The 17,940-nt window shown below is 63.0% G+C and carries 16 protein-coding genes and 2 pseudogenes; 12 read left to right on the plus strand and 6 right to left on the minus strand.

Annotated elements, in window-relative coordinates; all coding sequences use genetic code 11:
- The first annotated feature begins 64 nt into the window (after positions 1–64).
- A pseudogene (locus VFP86_19990) lies at positions 65–266 on the plus strand (DUF2283 domain-containing protein).
- Between the two features lie 134 nt (positions 267–400).
- On the opposite strand, the gene VFP86_19995 reads toward VFP86_19990, so the two are convergent.
- Entirely contained in the window at positions 401–1,612 is a 1,212-nt protein-coding gene (locus tag VFP86_19995; GenBank protein ID HET9001933.1) for a PLP-dependent aminotransferase family protein, read from the minus strand.
- A gap of 87 nt (positions 1,613–1,699) precedes the next feature.
- Positions 1,700–1,945 (minus strand): annotated as a pseudogene (locus VFP86_20000) (winged helix-turn-helix domain-containing protein).
- A gap of 187 nt (positions 1,946–2,132) precedes the next feature.
- On the opposite strand from VFP86_20000, the gene VFP86_20005 reads away from it, so the two are divergent.
- The 6 genes from VFP86_20005 to VFP86_20030 all read left to right on the plus strand — a co-directional run bounded on the left by VFP86_20005 (position 2,133) and on the right by VFP86_20030 (position 9,260).
- Positions 2,133–2,522 (plus strand): RidA family protein, encoded by a 390-nt coding sequence (locus VFP86_20005; GenBank protein HET9001934.1) that lies wholly within the window; start codon positions 2,133–2,135, stop codon positions 2,520–2,522.
- Between the two features lie 52 nt (positions 2,523–2,574).
- Positions 2,575–4,680, plus strand: coding sequence for a molybdopterin-dependent oxidoreductase (locus VFP86_20010; GenBank protein HET9001935.1), 2,106 nt, complete (start codon positions 2,575–2,577; stop codon positions 4,678–4,680).
- A 146-nt stretch (positions 4,681–4,826) separates the two neighbouring features.
- Positions 4,827–6,092 carry an amidohydrolase family protein gene (locus VFP86_20015; protein ID HET9001936.1) on the plus strand — a complete coding sequence of 422 codons (1,266 nt, stop codon included), beginning with the start codon at positions 4,827–4,829 and terminating at the stop codon, positions 6,090–6,092.
- Positions 6,093–6,284: 192 nt separating this feature from the next.
- Complete coding sequence (locus VFP86_20020; protein HET9001937.1) at positions 6,285–7,280, plus strand: serine hydrolase; 996 nt, start codon at positions 6,285–6,287, stop codon at positions 7,278–7,280.
- A gap of 192 nt (positions 7,281–7,472) precedes the next feature.
- Positions 7,473–8,438, plus strand: coding sequence for a 2-hydroxyacid dehydrogenase (locus VFP86_20025; GenBank protein ID HET9001938.1), 966 nt, complete (start codon positions 7,473–7,475; stop codon positions 8,436–8,438).
- 486 nt (positions 8,439–8,924) lie between these two features.
- On the plus strand, positions 8,925–9,260 hold the full coding sequence (locus tag VFP86_20030) for a HigA family addiction module antitoxin (protein HET9001939.1): 336 nt from the start codon (positions 8,925–8,927) through the stop codon (positions 9,258–9,260).
- A 236-nt stretch (positions 9,261–9,496) separates the two neighbouring features.
- Here the strand turns inward: VFP86_20030 and VFP86_20035 are convergent, their stop codons facing one another.
- A complete protein-coding gene (locus tag VFP86_20035) occupies positions 9,497–10,465 on the minus strand; it encodes an NAD-dependent epimerase/dehydratase family protein (GenBank protein ID HET9001940.1) in 969 nt (322 codons plus the stop codon).
- A 1,017-nt stretch (positions 10,466–11,482) separates the two neighbouring features.
- Here VFP86_20035 and VFP86_20040 point away from each other — a divergent pair.
- Entirely contained in the window at positions 11,483–11,809 is a 327-nt protein-coding gene (locus VFP86_20040; GenBank protein HET9001941.1) for an ABC transporter substrate binding protein, read from the plus strand.
- A 96-nt stretch (positions 11,810–11,905) separates the two neighbouring features.
- On the opposite strand, the gene VFP86_20045 is transcribed toward VFP86_20040, so the two are convergent.
- The gene (locus VFP86_20045; protein HET9001942.1) at positions 11,906–12,832 is read right to left on the minus strand and encodes a LysR family transcriptional regulator; all 927 of its coding nucleotides are present in this window, start codon (positions 12,830–12,832) and stop codon (positions 11,906–11,908) included.
- Positions 12,833–12,930: 98 nt separating this feature from the next.
- On the opposite strand from VFP86_20045, the gene VFP86_20050 reads away from it, so the two are divergent.
- The 4 genes from VFP86_20050 (at position 12,931) to VFP86_20065 (ending at position 15,228) form a co-directional block, all read left to right on the plus strand.
- Positions 12,931–13,515 carry a methyltransferase domain-containing protein gene (locus tag VFP86_20050; GenBank protein HET9001943.1) on the plus strand — a complete coding sequence of 195 codons (585 nt, stop codon included), beginning with the start codon at positions 12,931–12,933 and terminating at the stop codon, positions 13,513–13,515.
- Between the two features lie 72 nt (positions 13,516–13,587).
- Positions 13,588–13,737, plus strand: a complete 150-nt coding sequence (locus tag VFP86_20055) for a hypothetical protein (protein ID HET9001944.1) — start codon at positions 13,588–13,590, stop codon at positions 13,735–13,737.
- Between the two features lie 391 nt (positions 13,738–14,128).
- Entirely contained in the window at positions 14,129–14,563 is a 435-nt protein-coding gene (locus VFP86_20060; protein ID HET9001945.1) for a hypothetical protein, read from the plus strand.
- 266 nt (positions 14,564–14,829) lie between these two features.
- Positions 14,830–15,228, plus strand: a complete 399-nt coding sequence (locus VFP86_20065; GenBank protein HET9001946.1) for a DUF302 domain-containing protein — start codon at positions 14,830–14,832, stop codon at positions 15,226–15,228.
- 166 nt (positions 15,229–15,394) lie between these two features.
- Here the strand turns inward: VFP86_20065 and VFP86_20070 are convergent, their stop codons facing one another.
- Both VFP86_20070 and VFP86_20075 read right to left on the minus strand, forming a co-directional pair.
- A complete protein-coding gene (locus tag VFP86_20070) occupies positions 15,395–17,521 on the minus strand; it encodes a xanthine dehydrogenase family protein molybdopterin-binding subunit (GenBank protein HET9001947.1) in 2,127 nt (708 codons plus the stop codon).
- A gap of 10 nt (positions 17,522–17,531) precedes the next feature.
- On the minus strand, positions 17,532–17,940 hold a 409-nt coding region (locus VFP86_20075; protein HET9001948.1), incomplete at its 5' end, for a xanthine dehydrogenase family protein subunit M.

Genomic DNA, 17,940 nt, shown 5'->3' on the forward strand with positions numbered 1-17,940 from the left:
ACCCCCCGGAAGTTGTAACGGTCTATCGCTCGAGCAAGGTCTATAGGTACTGGAGGGCCCGCAAATGAAGGTCGTCTACGATCAGCGGACGGACACGTCTAGTGTCGTGCTGCGTGAGGGTTCGCCGGTCGCCGAGAGCGACGAGGAGAAGCCTGGGGTGATCCTTTGACTACGATGAGCAGGGTAACCTCGTCTCTCTTGAGATCCTGGACGCGTCCAGACGGGTGACCGAGGCTCGCAGCGTCGACTTCCAGATGGCGCAGTAGGTAGTGTACAGGTCACGCGCGCGCCCGGAACCCATGGAAGTGAAGGGCGCGACATAATCCCCGAACGGTTGGGTCGGCCCATTCTTCTGACTTTGCGTCACGAGTGAAGTACATAGGATCCGCGAGATCATGGTTCAGCTCTGCGGTTCTTCTTTGATTTTCGTATACGCGGCACCAGCCGGTACGCGCGGTCTGCGGACGGGCAGTGCCAAGGCCATGCGACGGACGGCTTCTTGGAGGTGTTGTTCGGACAAAGAGGCAAAGCTGAGCCGCACGTACGGCGCCGGGGTTTCGTCGAATGTATATCGGCGCCCCGTGTGGAACGCCACACCGTGCGAAACCGCGGATGCGGCCCAGGCGTCGACATCGATCTCGGGCGTTGCTTCGGCCCAGATCGCCATACCGCCCGAGGGCTGCGAGAATCTGATGACGCCGCGCAGCTGGGATTGAAGCGTCTCAACCATCGCGTCGCGCCGCTTGAGATAGGTACGCCGTAGGCGGTTGATGTGGCGCGGCACCTCCCCGTCGTTGAGCAGCTGTGCCACCGCGGCCTCCACGACATGATCGCCGCATGCGTCCACGAACGATCGGTGGCCGGCCAGCGCCTCGACGAAGGGTTCCGGCGCGACAACGTAGCCAATTCGTAATCCCGGAGCCAGCACCTTGGACAAGGTGCCGATGTAGATCACCACACCATGACGGTCAAGGCTCGCCAGTGGCATGACGGGTCTGCCATCGTAATGGAATTCATGATCGTAGTCGTCCTCGATAATCGCGCAGCCACGCGTCGCCGCCAAATCAAGCAATCCCATGCGGCGTCCCGGGGAGAGCGTGACGGTCGTCGGATACTGGTGGTGGGGTGTGAGGTAGACGGCCCGCAGCCGACTCCCACATGCGAGCTTGTCTAGGAGATCGAGGCGCAGCCCCTGTTGGTCGACCGGGACCGGAACGAGCCGGAGGCCAGCCTGCCGGAAGGACTCCCAGCCTGGACGATAGCCCAGGGCCTCGACGGCGACCGCGTCACCCGATCCTCCGATAGAGCGGCCCACGAGCATGGTCGCCATTTGGGCGCCTCGGGTGATAAACACATTCGCAGCGGTCGCAGGAAGGCCGCGCGTGGCCGAGACCATGGCGGCGATGGCTTCCCTCAGCCCGACATGGCCTTCGGGATCGCAGTAGCCAAGAAGATGGGTGCAGTGCTGCTTTAGGGCCCTGCGATAGGCTCGACTCAATGCCTCGATCGGGAACGCGCGCAGATCCGGGTTGCTGCTGCTGATATCGAGGCAACCCGATGAGAGCGCTTCGGGCCGGTGGGCTGTAGGCGCGGGTCGGATGGCATACGCCAACGGGGGCGACGGGCCTCCCGCGCTCTGTGCGGGAATCCTTCCTTTCCGAACACTTGGCTCAGGGATGCCCTGGGAAACGAACGTGCCCCGGGCGGAGGACGTGACCAGCCAACCCTCGGCGAGCAATTCCCCATAGGCCGCGAGAATCGTGTTTCGGTGGACCCCAAGTTGCCGCGCGAGCGTTCGGCTGCCCGGCAGTTTCACCCCTCGCCGCAAGCGACCTCGCCGTATATCTTCTGTGATCGCACGGGCGACTTGCAGGAAGATGGGCAAATCTCCCGCCCGATTCGCCTCGAACGCAATGTCCCACGCCGGCATGACTGGTCTAATCATAGCAGCTAATTTGGTCGATCCGAAAGTACCAGTCTTCGGGAATCAGATGGACCAGGTACGGCGTGCACCCTTCGCACTGGTCTAGTGTCTCTAGCGCCGTCTGGATCTTCCGGATCGGCCGGCCCTGGGTTAGCTTTGAGACTGTCTACGTCGCGGGAAGCGAACACGGGGACCACGGGAGCTGTCCATGACTAAACACGTGATTCAGGCCGAAAAAGGCGCGCCTCCGCGCGGTGCCTACTCACACGGATGGCGGGCGGGCGATTTTATTTTCGTCACCGGCACGGGGCCGATTGGACCGGATGGTGCAGTGAGAGGCACGACGATCGAAGAACAGACCGAGGCGACGATCACAAACATCGAGGCGATCCTACAGGCTGAAGGCGCCGGGCTCGGGGACGTGGTCAAGGTGGCGGTGCACCTCAGCGACACTAGCTTGTTCCCCCGGTACAACGCGGTGTACGCCCGTCGGTTCATGAAGCCGTATCCGGCGCGCACTACGGTGGGAAGCGATCTGGGTATGGTGCCCGGCATGATGATCGAGATGGACGCCGTCGCCTATCTCGGTCGATCCTGACGCGCCGCCTATGAACATGGACGCGAGTACGGCCGCCGAACTCCCTGAACCAATGACACCGGGGCCCGGTGACGGACAGATTCGTGGTGCGTGCCCGCTCGATTGCCCGGACACATGCAGTTGGATCGTGACCGTCAAAAACGGCGAACCAATCGCACTTCGCGGCGACCCCGACCATCCCTACACTCACGGGGCACTGTGCAACAAGGTCACGGATTACCTGACGTACGCCCGCTCGGCCGATCGCCTGTTGTATCCAATGCGCCGTACCGGACCGAAGGGGAGCGGTGAGTTCACCCGGATCTCTTGGGACGAGGCGCTCGAGAGGATCGCGGCAGCGCTCGGCGACGCGATCGCCAAGCATCGCGCCGAGGCGATTTGGCCCTATCCGGGCAGCGGTAACATGGGGCTGATCCAAGGCATCTACGGCGCCGGACAACGGCTCTGGAACGTGCTCGGCGCGTCGCGTTCTGTGTACACGATGTGCACGATCGCAGGTGGATTCGGCACCGGTTACACGCTGGGTGACAATCGTGTCGGAATGGATCCGGAGACGCTCCGGTTCTCGAAGCTCGTTGTGCTTTGGGGTGCGAACGTACTGTCAACGCATCACCACCTCTGGCGATTCATCCTGGAGGCGAGGAAGAACGGGGCGCCGATCGTCGTGATCGATCCGATTCGGACGCGGACCGCCGCGGCGAGCGACTGGCACCTCGCGCCGATGCCCGGAACAGATGCCGCGCTCGCCCTCGGCCTGCTGCATGTCGTGCTGATCGAAGGCAAGGAGGATCGGCAATTCATCGGCGATCGTACCGTCGGCTGGGAGGCGTTTCGCCGGCGGATACTCGAGTTTCCGCCGTCCCGCGCGGCCGCGATTACGGGGCTTCCGACTGAATCGATCGTCGAACTGGGAAAGCGACTCGCCGGAACGCGGCCGACGGGCATTCGCATCGGCATCGGCCTTCAGCGTCACGGCGGCGGCGGGATGGCGGTGCGGACGATCACATGCATTCCCGGCGTGACCGGCGACTGGAAATACCCGGGCGGCGGCGTCTTCTACGATACGCGGGGCTTCTTTGGCGTAAACTGGGCCGCCTTGTCCCGCGATGATCTCCGGGCCCGGCCAACGCGCACGCTGGACATGAAGCGACTCGGCGAAGGACTGCTTGAGGTTGACAACCCGCCGGTCAAAGCGCTATTCGTGTATGCTAGCAATCCCGCGGCTAGCGTCCCACACCAGTCGAAGGCGCTGCGTGGCCTCGCACGGAACGATCTGTTCACCGTCGTGGTCGAGCACTTTCTCACCGACACCGCACGTTACGCGGACATCGTATTGCCGGCTACGATGCAGATCGAGCACCGCGATCTCCTGATCGCGTACGGGCATCTATACGTGGCCTGGAACGAGCCGGCCGCGCCGCCGCCGGGCGAGTGCCTGCCTGCGACGGAGATGTTCCGGCGGCTCGCGCGCGCGATGGGCCTCGATACGCCGGCACTGTACGACAGTGACGAGACGATCGCTCGGCAGGTGCTTGAAAGCGGGCATCCGTCCTTGACCGGGATCACAATCGAGGAGCTGAAGGCTCGCGGTTGGATGCGGCTGAACTATCGCCGTCCCTTCATCCCATTCGCGAGCACCTTTCCGACTGCGTCGGGCAAGTTGGAATTCACCTCCGAGCGAATGGCGCAGTCCGGCTTGGATCCGGTCGCGGGCTACACGCCCGCGCACGAGACGTCGCAGCGCGATACGGCCCTGGCCCGCGAATACCCGCTCGCCCTTGTGACGCCCGCCGATCACTACTTCCTGAATTCGATCTTCGGCAACGTGCCGAGGCAGCAGCAGCGATCGGGGGTCGCGACGCTGCTGATCCATCCCGACGATGCCGGGCCCCGGCAAATTGCGGCCGGGGACGAGGTGCGGGTCGCGAACGCTCGAGGCGCGTTCTTCGCCGTCGCAGACGTGAGCGATCGCATCCGGCCCGGCGTGGTCGCCAGCACCAAAGGCCGGTGGCCGGGCCGCTCGAAGGAAGGTGCGACGATCAACGCTACTGTCGACGAGCGCGACTCGGACATGGGCGGCGGCGCCGTCTATCACGACAACCGCGTGCGCGTCGACAGGAGCGGCCCGCGGGCCCCCAAATCGCTTGAGGACACCTGAGGTGCTCGCGCGATATATGTTCCCGTCGGGCACGCCATTCTGGACCGCCCACCGGTGCGACCGACTTGACGTTCACCAACTCGCGATTCCCATCAGCAATGGAAACAGTAGAAGTACACTAACTGCGCTCCGCGGGAGGGGTTATCGTGACCGAGAACCGGCGGACTCAATCCGACGCGCGCATCGCCGTGAAGGCCTCGCGAGTGTTGGAACCGCTGACCGGCGAGGTGCTCAACAACAGGTACGTGGTCGTCCGCGGGAACCGGATAGAATCGGTGACCGACGCAGCGCCGGCCGGGGCGTCGACGCTGGACCTGGGCCACCATACGCTGTTGCCGGGGCTGATCGACTGTCACACACATATGCTGCTGCGTCCGGAGGACCAGGTGTGGCCGCCGGCCATTCTCTTCAAAACCCAAATGTACCGCATGATTGAGGGAGTGGCGGCGGCGCGGACGGCCCTCGAGATTGGTTTCACGACGATCCGCGATACCGATAACGAGGGTGCGTGGCATGGAGACGTAGCCTTGCGAGATGCCATCAATCGGGGCATCGTGCCGGGCCCCAGGATGCAGGTGGCCTCTGACGGGATCACGATTAGCGCGGGCGACATGACCCTTCAAGGCGTGAATCCTGAGCTCAACCTGCCCTCCATGTCCGGAGCGGCCGACACGCGGGACCAGATGACTGCGCAAGTGCGGCGTCAGGTCAAACTCGGGGCCGACTGGATCAAGATCTATGCCTCGAGCACCCGGCGCGATGTTGACCGCGAGACGATGGAACCGCTCCATCAACTCAGCCTCGAGGACGTGCAGCTCATCGTGCAGGAGGCAAGGCGGTGGCGCAGAGACGTGATTGCCCACGCGTACGGAGGCGACAGTGCGCGAGCGGCCATTCTTGGGGGAGCGCGGTCCCTCGAACATGGCCCGCTGTTCGACGAGTCGATCCTCGCGCTTCTGGTCGAGCACGGGGCCTTCTGGATTCCTACGATGGCCACCTACCACAAACGGCAGTTCTCGGACTTTGACCGCGAGTTCGTTCGTCGACACAAGCAGGCGTTTCAGTGGGGATTGCGGGCGGGCGCCAAGATCTGCTTCGGAACAGATGTGGGGTCATTCCCACACGGCGAGCAAGTCGACGAATTCGACTTGATGGTGTCCTATGGAATGGAACCCCTGGACGCGATCCGCTCAGCAACGACACGCGCAGCCGAGTTGTTGCGCATGGAGGGGCAAGTGGGGACCCTGGCCGGAGGAGCGTATGCGGATCTCGTCGCCCTCGATGGCGACCCGCTGACCGACATCGGCGCTCTGAAGACAGTCCGGTTTGTCATGAAGGACGGGATAGTGGTGCGGGACCGTCTCGGGGTGACCGCCGCCGCCGAAAGCATTGTTGCGCAGTCGTTGCGGTAAAACCGCCGTTGAGGCGATCACGGCTGCTACTGGCGCGGCAGCGGATGATGCGGGCATTGTTTTCGAGACGGGAAGAGTCCACCAGGGGTTGGTCGCCGACGTGATCGCCGTGGACGGGGATCCGATGACTGATCTGCGGATCCTCAAGCACCCCAGCTTGGTCATGGCCGAAGGCGTCGTTGTGCACAAACGATGTCGGGTCCGGGTGCCAGACGCGGGCGAGCCGTGAAAGTGGAGAGCCGGTATTCCCCGCATCACCGCCGGCTGCGTGCCGCGGTGGAATGGATCACCCGATCGCTCGGCGACGCCCCGCTAGGCTGCGTAATCCGCCATCACGGGACCACCGTTGGTCACGAGGTCTGTCGGGGGATGACTGCCGACATATTGTTCGAGATCGGCAGCATCCGAAAATCGTTCAACAGCGCGTTGATTGGCTGCACATCCGACAGGAGCGATTTCACGATTCACCTCAAGGCGACCAATATGTGGCCGGAACTCGCGGCCATCAGCGGTGATCCGGGCGACACCGAGATCACACTGCATCATTTAGCCAGCGGGGTGTCGGGGTGGATGACCCCCGATCCGCCCGGCTTACGATTTCTCTACAACAGCGCCGCCTCTACGGCCGCAGAGCGGGTGGTCGGTCGTTACTGGGGATTTCCTCATGACGAGATCGCCGCCGAAATCGCGCGTCGCTTCAAGGAGCCCCTGGATGCGGCATCCTGGAAAATCTACCATTTCCCCGGCCGGTTTACTCCGGGAGATGTCGAGAATCCGGGGCCCAAACTCGCCATCGACTCTGACCTTGCCGATCTCGCGACGTGGGGTGAGCTTTGGTGCAACTCGGGCCGCTGGCGCGGGCAGCAGTTGATCCCGGAGGCATACGTTAAGCGGGCAACGTCCCTTGTGAACCCCGATATCCCAAGTTCCCACTACGGCTACGGTTGGTTTGTCAACGCTGGCCATGCCCTGTGGCCGCGGGTCCCAGCAGATTCGTATGGTCATGCCGGGTTTGGATCTTTTCGATCTTCGGGCGAGCCCAGCCGCGCGTTCTTGTGGGTCTGTCCGTCACTTTCGGTCGTGGCCGCGATCATTACCGATGCCTCCGCCGGCTTTGCCGGCGACTTTCTCGACGTACCCAATGACTTTACAGCAGAGTGCATTACCAAGATCATGAGCGCGCTCTGAGGGAAACACTGGCCGGCAAGCGAAGAAACGCGCCATGAGCGAAACGTGTCGGAGTCCCCGCAGCGATTCCGTCGAGCGGATTCGGCGGAATTGGCCCCGGAGCGACCCCAGTCCGTATCGGCACGCGGGCCCGGTCATGATTAGCGCATTCCCGTTCCGCTCAGACCCACGAAATCAGAAGGGAGGTTGTCCATGCTTCGGGTTGCCTTCACTGGGACCTTCGCCGCCCGCTTCGCGGAGCGAGTAGGGGCCCACCTTGGAATCCCGTGCGACGTCATCGTGGAAGATGAGGGCGGGATCGTCTCGCAGCTTCCCGAGGTGGACGTGCTGGTGACCCTTGCGTTTACCCGTGAGATGGGCGAGGCGGCCCGACGACTCAAGCTTGTGCAGGTGCCCGGTGCCGGTTTCGACCGGATCGACCGATCTGCGCTTCCCGCCGGTGCATGGCTGGCGAATGCCTATGGCCACGAAGTCGGCATCGCGGAGTACGTGATCGGGGCCGTGGTGGCGTTGAGTCGCGGCTTCTGCCGCCTAGACGCCCGCCTCCGGCGGGGAGACTGGGAGAGCCAGTGGGCGGTGTCGGCGCCGCCGCCTTGGCCGGAACTTGCAGGTAAGGCGCTCGGCATTCTCGGCTATGGTCGGATCGGACAGGCTGTGGCCCGGCGCGCCCGGGCATTCGATATGGCAATTTGGGCGATCCGACGCGACGTGACGCAATTAGACCCGCAAGGACTCGAGTTCCTCGGTGGACCAGACGCCTTGAATGAAGTCTTGCGACGCGTGGACTATCTGGCAATCACGCTCTCATTCACGGGGGCCACCCGCAGCCTCCTCGGGGAACGAGAGTTTCGATTGATGAAGCCGACCGCCTTCCTCATCAACGTGGCTCGCGCAGAGATCGTCGACGAAGAGGCGCTCTATCGAGCGCTGGCCGAAAGGGCGATCGCTGGTGCTGCTCTTGACGTCTGGTATCGGTATCCGATCGGACCCGGTTCAACTCTTCCCGCGCGCTGCCCTTTCCACGAGTTGCCCAACGTCCTCATGACGCCCCACGTGTCCGGCTGGACGGAAGGGACGCTGGCAGCACGGGCGAAGCTTATCGCAGAGAACATCACCCGAGTCGCGCGGGGCGAGCTCCCAGCGAATCTGATTCCCTGATCGGAGAATATATGATTTTGCAAATGCGTGTTTCATCGGCCGCCCATAAGGTGTCGTCGGCTCAAGACCGGGATATGGCATGACCGTTAGGATTGCAGACAGCCCCCTGCTATTCCGGCGCTATTCCGAGAGCCGTGACCAGGCGGGAAGCGCCATGGCGAAACGAGAAGACACGAGTGGGGAGCCGTGAAGATAAGGGCGGTTCGCGGAAGATCGTGACCGGGCGTTAGGGCGGCCCTCGAGCTTACACCGGGGAGGTCGCGGGTTCGACCCCTGCCTCGCCCACCAAGAAAATCATGACTTTCTGCATCCGGGTTCGCCGACCAGATTCCGAGAGAAACCAAAGTCCGGGCGCTAGCAAAAGACTTCATGAACTCCTGGGGCACGATCCAGTCGCGATTAGGCAGCACAGTGGCGCATCTGCTTTGTGTGGCGGGATGGGGATGCTTACGACGTTGAGATTGTGGATTACCATTAGGAGAGCATATGACTAAGTCCAAAAGGCTGCCACCGATTCATCCTGGCGAAATCCTCCGCGAGGATTTCATGGGGCCACTCGGCATCAGTATGAACAAGCTGGCCCTTGATCTCCGCGTCCCTGTTACTCGCATCGCGGAAATCGTGCATGAGCGTCGAGGCATTACTCCAGACACAGCCTTGCGCCTTGGGCGTTACTTTGACACCAGCGCGCGCTTTTGGCTGAACGCGCAAGCGGCCTACGACCTCGAGGTGGCACAAGACGAACTTCGGGGCACCGTTGAGCGTGAAGTGCGGCCTCGAGCAGGCCTTGCGCCGAGTTCGAAAGCCGCCGCAAGGGCTTGATACTAGTGATGCGCCTCGGAAATCGTCAGCAATTAATTAGCCCGAATATCCGAGTTTGACGCCCACGACTTCATATCGGGAGCTGCCGGTCTGGTCCGAATACTACCCTACAGCCCACCGCCAACAATCTGCCTGAGGTACTCATGAACCTTAGGCTTGCGAATCGCCATCTGTTCGATCGATTTGTCGAGTATGTTGGAACTGTCTTGCCTGTAGTACGAGATGTGGGACACATGTCAAGACTTGGTTCGCGCCGTTTTCGGGTTACCCTTGAGCGCCGCCAGTGTTGCTGGGATACCCTGCCTGGGCGAAGGATAGCGAAAACGGAACCCGGTTGCGAGCAACGCTGAAGGATCGGCATGCGCATCAAGGGTTATCGTCTCCACGACGACCGACCCCGCAATGAGCGCAGCTAGCCATGCCGGAACTGCTCCGGGACGCTTGACCCCCATGAGAGCTGCGGTCTCGTCGAATAGTTCACGCTGTGTCGTGTCGGAACCGTCCATGGCGATGAACGTATGACCGACCAGTTCGGTGCGGGGGAGTCCAGCGAGATGAACCAGCGCACGGGCCGCGTCCGTCACGTGGATGAGCGGCACACGGTTCGTTCCTGCTCCGATGATACGAGCCGACCCATTTCGAAGCGCCGTAATGACGAGGTCGGCGAACACCTTGCCTGGCCCGTAGACGAGACTGCCGACGTAGACATAAGTGGCCTCGATGCCCGAGGCTTCTACTAAGTGGCGGACGGGAATCCCAATGTAGGCAAACCCCCTAGGATGGTCACGTACGAGTGAATGCTGGCTGATGGTACCCTGCGCATCCGGTTGCAGGTCGTCGGCTCCGCTCACAGAAAAGAAGACGGGTCGCTTTTCGGCAGGCAACCTCCGCAGAGCTTCCAGCGTAGCACGCGTCATCGCTTGACGCTCTGTCGAGAGGGACTTCATAGCGGATTTGCTCCAGCGTTTGGGTAACCTTGGTTGCGTCAGATCAATCAAGACCGTACTCCCCTGAACTTCAGCTATCCACGCATCGGGCTGGTAGATATTGCCCACGACAGGGAGCGCGTCGATCTGCCTCACCTTGCTTGCGCCTACTTCTGAACGAACGAGAGCTTTGACTTGCCACCTTGCCTCCACAGCCTGAATGACTACCTCATGTCCAATGAAGCCCGTTCCACCGAGAATAAACATAGTCTTGCTCATGATATCCCTCTTTCTCATGACTATTTCGTTTTTCCGATTCACCTTGAGAGTCAGCGCCCATCGCTAGGGCCCAGCGCCGCTGCACTTCGGCAAATCGCCGACTCGGGTCTCGCGTTACCGGTCATATCGTATTTAAGTCTCAACTTCATTTTTTCAGTAGTTCTCACTGAAATTTCAGCCGACATTCGGGCCGACATGGCGCTCTCATATTCGCGTATGGCGGTTGCTACGTCAGCGAAGCGGCCAACCCCGTCGTTCATCAGCCTGGAGGCAGCGCCGCACCGCGCCGTCTTGTGATTCTGCTGGCCCGAAAGGCCATGAACGTGCTCCGGACGCGACCACACCCACACATCGACGGTACTATGTGCATCGTTGTCCGGTGCGCCGATTTCGTTGTCAAGGTGTCCAAGCAGTTGGTGGCTCACGCGTCCGCAGCCAGCTGGCGCACCGATCGCGGCACTGGCGAGGCGGTGCACTTTACGCAAGACTTGGTCCGCCGAGCCTTCACAATGGCAGGGTATGCTGTGGGTAATCCCATCCAAGGTTACTTGCCTGACGGCAGATATGAATACGCGCTGCGCAATGAACACTTCGTACGAGATCCGGCATTAGGTCACCTACATCGTGGAACTATGATGCCGGATCATATCGCTAACCATGCCTGTCTCGACTTGGTCACGATCCTTGGCTCCAGGAAGGTCTTCTTCCACAGCCCCACGGAGATGGGATGAACCCCATCGATCTATATATCCAGGCGAAATCGCCAGGCCCGAACAAAGAGTCTAACTGGAGGGGGGGCGGAGATCTTTGCTGGAGACAGTGCCAAGGAGGACTATGAGCGCCGGATTGCTGAGCTGGAGCAACTGCTCGGCAAGAAAGAAGTGGAAATCGCCCTTTTAAAAAACTTCTTGCGCCCCACACTATGAGCCCCACGCAGAAGGTCGTGCTGGTTCGGACGTCGGTACCGAAGTGCGGGCTGCGGCTGGTCTTGGATGCTGTGGGGTTGCCTCGAGCAGTATGTTTGCGCCGTCCAGAGCAGCGGCCGGGGGACTCATCGCCTATGGAACAAGCCAAGTCGCGGCAATCCGCCGTATGGCAGCGTACGTGGAGAAGATTCTGAAGGGAGCCAAACCAGGCGAACTCTCGGTGGAGACGGTGACGCGCTATGAGCTGATCGTGAACCTGAAGACGGCTCGGGAGATCGGCGTCACGATCCCACCCGAAGTGCTCAAGCGGGCGGACCAGATAAAACTGGTTGCCGATTCCGCCCAGCGGCCTGTTCAACTTGACGATCCGCATATACAATCCGGAAGAGAAAGCATTGAACCCGGCGATGCGCTCTAGCCATTTAGAAGCTCCAGATCGAGGATAACTAGATCGGGGCTGTCGCGCCGTACGACCGGCAGCACCACAGGGCCGTCAGCGGTTACGAAAGATCCGCTAGAGTCGCTGTCTGCCGGTGGACGTCACACGCGCCGGCGGACGACGAACGAAGCGCAGAAGTGTCTGCTCAACCCGCGTCAGCGTGTGATCCCGACGATAGATGATGAAGAAGCGGCGATGACAGCGCCACCTCGGTAGACGGACCGGCTTGACTCGGCCAGCGCGCAGATCGTCCGCCACGGCTTCTTGAGAGATCGCCGCGACGCCATACCCTGCGAGCACGGCCGTCCGCAAGGCAGCGTTGCTGCCGAACTCCTTGAGCGACTCGGTGCGGACGCCGCAACGCGCCAATGCCGCCACGGCCAGCGCGCGGGTCGCAGAGCCCTCCTCGCGGAGGAGCAGCCGGGTCCGGCCGAGCGCATCGACGGAGACGCGGCGGCCGGCCAGCGGATGCGTTGCCGCCGCCACCAGCAGGATCTCGTCCCGCACAAACGGCAGGATTGCCAGCGCGGTGTGCGCCGGCCGCAGCCCCACGAACGCGAGCGAGATGCTGTGGTCGAGCACGCGCTCCGCCGTCCGCTGCGTGTTGTCGATCCTCAGGCGCACCGCCAGGTGCGGATACGCCCGGCCGAACGGCCCGAGCCGCCTGGGCAGGACGAACTCGCCGACCGTCGTGCTGGCGCCGACGACGAGATCGCCCCGCAGCCACCCCTGCACCTCCCCAATCGCCGCCGGGATCCGGTCGAGCAACTGCAGCACCTGCCGGGCTAGGGGCACGACTGCCTCTCCCGCCCCCGTCAGCCCCAGGCTCCGTCCTTTGCGCTCCACCAGCGGCGTCCCCAGCACGCGTTCGAGCCGCCGGAGCCGTTGCGTCACGGCCGGCTGAGCGACGTGCAGGGCTTCGGCCGCTCGGGTTACGCCGCCCGAATCGACGACGCGGACGAGCATCGCCAAGTCCTCGACGTTCACGAGCGCGTGTTCCATAAGAACATGCTTATGGATCGCGACCGGAAATTCCTATTGGACGCCGTTGCTGCATGCGCATATCGTAGAAGGCGACAACGGGCGAGGAGGAGCGCGTCATGGGTGAGCAGCCGGACCTCCGCTGGTCAGACACCGAGGCCGCCCGCATCGTGCGGGAGACGTATGGGGCGGTCATCCCCGAGGGCGACTCCGCGGTTGCGGACAGCCTGTACGATCCCTCCGAACTGGCGGAGGTACCGGGCCCCGCCATCGCGATGGCCTTGGGGCTGGGGAATCCGGTGCGGGTCGCTGAGATTCGCCCCGGCGAGACTGTGCTCGACCTCGGGAGCGGCGGGGGAATCGACACCCTGCTCGCGGCGAAACGTGTGGGCCCGCGCGGATGCGTCTACGGGCTCGACATGACGCCATCGATGCTGAAACGGGCGCGCGCGCACGCCGCGCTCGCTGGCCTTAGCAACATCCAGTTCATCGAGGGGCGGATAGAGGCGATCCCGCTGCCCGAGGCGAGCGTGGATGTGGCCATCTGCAACGGCGTGATCAACCTCGTCGCGTCGAAGGGCAAGTTGTTCCGGGAGATCTTCCGCGTGCTGCGACCTGGCGGCCGGCTGGTCTTCGCTGATTCCGTTGTGGACGGATGCCTGCCCAAAGAGGTCCTGGAAAACGAAGCGGCCTACGCCGGCTGACTCGCGGGCGCGCTTGCGGAGCAAGCGCTCATCGAGGCCGGCCGCAAAGCAGGGTTTGTCGACATCGCGGTCGTGGGGGACCGTTTCCCGCTGGGCCGCGATCGCCTCCAGCGCTACCCGCTGTTCTCAGTCGAGTTTTTGGACTGGTTGTTCACGCAGATCCCCGAGGAGCAGATCCCCATCTATACTGCACATTTCCGCATGGTCAAGCCGACCCAATGACTCCGCTGGCCCCGCGTTGTGACCCAGACGGTAGGGCCCGTCAATCCAACGGGGATGAGCAAGGAGGGATGAAATGAAAGGGTATCGTCGGGACCCTGAGCGCACCGAAGTACGAGTCCTGCGGAGCCATGTTCCGTTAGCGGGAGCGCGTATCCTAGAAATCGGATGCGGGGACGGGCGGCTGACCAGAAGAGTCGCGGGCGTGGCTCGGACAGTCGTTGCTATCGACCCGAATGCCTCACTCATTCGGCGCGCGCGGGAATTGACGCCGGCGTCTTTGAGGAATAAAGTCCAATATAGAACGGGGCCCGCCGAGAATTTACAATTTCCCGACCAGAGCTTTGAGATCGCGGTGCTTTCTTGGTCGCTTTGATGAGTGCCCCGTGAGGGCATGGTCCATGCCCTGGAATTGCTCCATGCTGTGCTCGCCCCGCAGGGTGTGCTCGCCGATCTCCGGCCCGACCGGTCGGCGCACCCTCCGAATCGTACTAGGCATCCTCAAGTCTACTGCATAGCAGGGGACGAGAGAGTTCATGCAGGCTACCTCAAGACACTGAAGCCGGTAGCAGATTATCGCGCCGCCAACCTTGCGGTGCGCCGGGTGATCCGGCGGGGGCTCTTTGCGCTCCAGGCAGTGGACGTATTTGACTTTCACTACTACTTTGACTCACTCACGCATCTTGAGAAAGCGCTGGCCACGCGATGGACTGACACGGTCTTGGAGGCAGCTACCCATCACCACCTCGGGGTGATGCTGCATCGGCATCCAAACGCACAGATCATGGCGGTCTCACGAATACGTCTGAATGTCATGAGGAAGCAATAGTGGATTAGAAAGGCTGGGAGGAGACGGGTGGACACCGTGCGAGCGAGCGCCGCTCCTGAGGCACAAAACCCCTCTACGACGAAATCGTAACTCATGTCACAGGACTAGAGCACACGTCTCTTCAGTACGCCCGGCGCGATCCGACGGACACCGCCTGTCGAACATTGGCGTTCAGTGCGATCTCATCGGCAATGAAGGCAGCGACGTCCCTGGGTTCCCTCGGTGGTTCCTCGATTACGCATTCCGAATACAGGGGGGCAAGAGACATGGCAACACCGACAATCGGCAACGGAATCATTGACAGGCCCAGCAATCACTCCGTTGAACAGACGGTGGACAGGCTCAAGAGTATCTTGCAAGCCAAAGGCGTGACATTGTTCGCGCTGGTCGACCACAGCGGAGAAGCGGAAAAGATTGGGATGAAGATGCGTCCCACGAAACTACTGATATTCGGCAGCCCGAAGGCAGGAACCCCCCTCATGCTGGCCGCTCCGAGCATCGCCATTGACCTCCCTCTCAAGATTCTTGTGTGGGAAGATAGCGAAGGGAAAGCGCGGATTTCGTATAACAGCCCGGAATACTTAAAGAAGCGGCATGGCCTGCCGCAGGAGCTATTGCAGAATATCGCCGTGGTAGATACACTGGCGGAGACGGCTGGAGAATAGCTGCGTTGCGGGCGCCGCACCGGTTTCCTTGTTGGGAGGTTGGGCCTGGTCACTGCCCGTCGTCCTGGCCGCAGCGGCGGTGCTGGTGCCGCAAAAGAGATAGGAGCGGTGGCGTCTGTCTTGCACGGACCATCGGCCACCGGTGCCGGTACCGGGGTGGTGCGATTCAAACTTCCACGACGGGCAACCCGGGCAGCACCTTCTCGAGCGTGATGGGAAAGTCGCGCACGCGCACGCCGGTGGCGTTGAAGACCGCGTTCGCGACGGCCGCCCCGGCCCCGCAATTGCCCAGCTCGCCGAGGCCCTTCACGCCGAGGACGTTAGCCTTGTCGTCGAACCCGTCGAGCAGCACGGCGCCGATCTCGGGGATGTCCGCGTGCACGGGGACCAGATATTCGGCGAGATCCCGGTTGACGAAGGCGCCGGAGCGCGTGTCGACGAGGGCCTCTTCGAACAAGGCATAGCTCACCCCCACGGTCATGCCACCGATTAACTGCGAGCGTGCTGTCTTGGCGTTCAGGATGCGGCCCGCCGCGAAGACGCCCAGCATCCGCCGGAGACGGATCTCGGCCGTATCGACGTCGACGCCGACTTCCGCGAAGTGGGCACCATAGGTATGGATCGAGTAGGCCATGTAGTTCGGATCATCCCGCATGCCGGCGATCTCGCCCTCCGCCTCGAGGCCCTCCGGAGGGATGCGGCCGCCCGAGGTCAGGAGCTTCTCCCGCAGGGCTTCGCACGCCCGATGGACGGCGGTGCTCGAATTGGCGGCGCCCCACGAGCCGCCGGACCCCGCGCTGACCGGAAACTCGGAACGCCCCAACTCGATCCGCACGCGATCGAGCGGCAGATCGAGCCGGTCGGCGGCGACCTGGGTCAGGATCGTGTAGGTGCCGGTACCGAGGTCGGTCATGTCGGTCTGGACGACGGCGATGCGGTCCGGACCCATCCGGACCCTGGCCTTCGTCGCTCCCTGGAAGTGCATGCGGATGGCGGCCGCCATGCCATAGCCGACCAGCCACCGGCCGTCGCGCAGACTCGAAGGTCGCGCGGGACGGCGCTCCCACCCGAAACGGCGCGCCCCTTCGCGCATACACTCGACTAGACGGCGGTCGCTGAACGGAACGCCCCGCTCGGGATCGAGCGAAGGCTCGTTCCGGATCCGCAGCTCGATGGGATCCATCCCGAGCGCATACGCAAGCTCATCCATTGCCGACTCGACCGCCAGAAGGCCCGGCGCTTCGCCCGGGGCCCGGACGTCCTCCCCCCGCGGAAGATCGAGCGGCGTCAGCCGATGGCGCGTCAACCGGTTGGGCGCGGCGTAGAGGCTCCGGGTCGTGGTGGCGGTCTGCTCGGTGTACTCCTCGCGGGGGTTCGTAGGCATATTCACCTCGTGGGCAATGGCGACCAACCGGCCGTCCCGCCCGGCGCCCAGTCGCACCCGCTGGCTCGACGTGGGGCGCTGTCCGACGAGGTGAAAGATCTGCTGCCGCGTCATCGCGACCTTGACCGGCTGTTTCATCTGTCGAGCCGCGAGCGCTGCGAGGATGGTTTCGGAGTGGATGCCCAGCTTGGAGCCGAATCCCCCGCCGACAAAAGGGGTGACCACATGGATCCGCTGTGGGTCGATCCCAAGCGTGCTGGCGATCGAAGTGCGGGCATTATTGACGACCTGGGCGCTCACGTAGATCGTCAGATCGTCGCCATGCCAGACCGCGAGACAGGCGTTCGGTTCCATCGGCTGGGAGAACTGATACGGCGTCGTGTAGCGCTGATCCACTTTGACCGGGGCAGTGTCAAACGCGGAGTCGAAATCGCCCACCGCCGTGTCGGCCTCCCAAAGGCCTTTCACGCGTTTGGGAGCGTACGTGTGATCCTGGCGCGCGGCAAAGTCGTACTGTCCCGGCTCGGCGGCGTAGTCGATGTCGATGAGATTCGCCGCCGCCCGCGCCTGTTCGAAGGTCGTGGCGACGATGAGCGCCACGGGCTCGCCGTAGTGATGAATGTCGGGGCCGACGAGCGCCGGCTGGGCGCGGAGGTATGGCGACGGAATGGACGCGTCTGGGGCGCCTTGAGGAGGAGTGTTGCGATATGTCATCACCATGCACACGCCTGGTGACTGCTCGGCATGGGTCGTGTCGATTCTCGCGATGCGGCCGCGGCCGATCGTCGCACCAACGATAAACCCGTAGAGCGGTTGGCCGGCCTCCCAGTACTCGTAGGCGTAGGTGGCCCGGCCGGTGACCTTGAGCGGGCCGTCGACGCGGTCGAGGGGTTGCCCGATCACCGTCATAGCGGTCTCCTCATCCCGCCTGGACCGCCTGCGCCAGCGTGCGGAAGAGCGTGCGCTTGGCCACCTCGATTTTGAAGTCGTTTTGCCCGTGCCCTACGGCCTGCGCCATGGCCGCCTCAGCCGCAGCCCGAAAGGTGACCATCGTGGCCGGACGGCCCGCCAGTGCGGCCTCCGCCTCGGCCGACCGCCAGGGCTTGGGCGCTACCCCGCCAAATGCCACCCGGGCTTCGGTGATCCATCCCCGATCGATCGCGACGATGGCCGCCACGGAGACTAGAGCGAAGGCATACGAGGCCCGGTCGCGCACCTTGCGGTAGACGTGACGGCCCGGCGGCGGGGGAGGGAGGGTCACGCTCGTGATCATCTCGCCCGGCCCGAGGACGGTCTCAACGTGCGGAGTCTCGCCGGGGAGGCGGTAG

Source organism: bacterium (assembly GCA_035703895.1).
In the GTDB taxonomy this organism is placed as follows: domain Bacteria; phylum Sysuimicrobiota; class Sysuimicrobiia; order Sysuimicrobiales; family Segetimicrobiaceae; genus Segetimicrobium.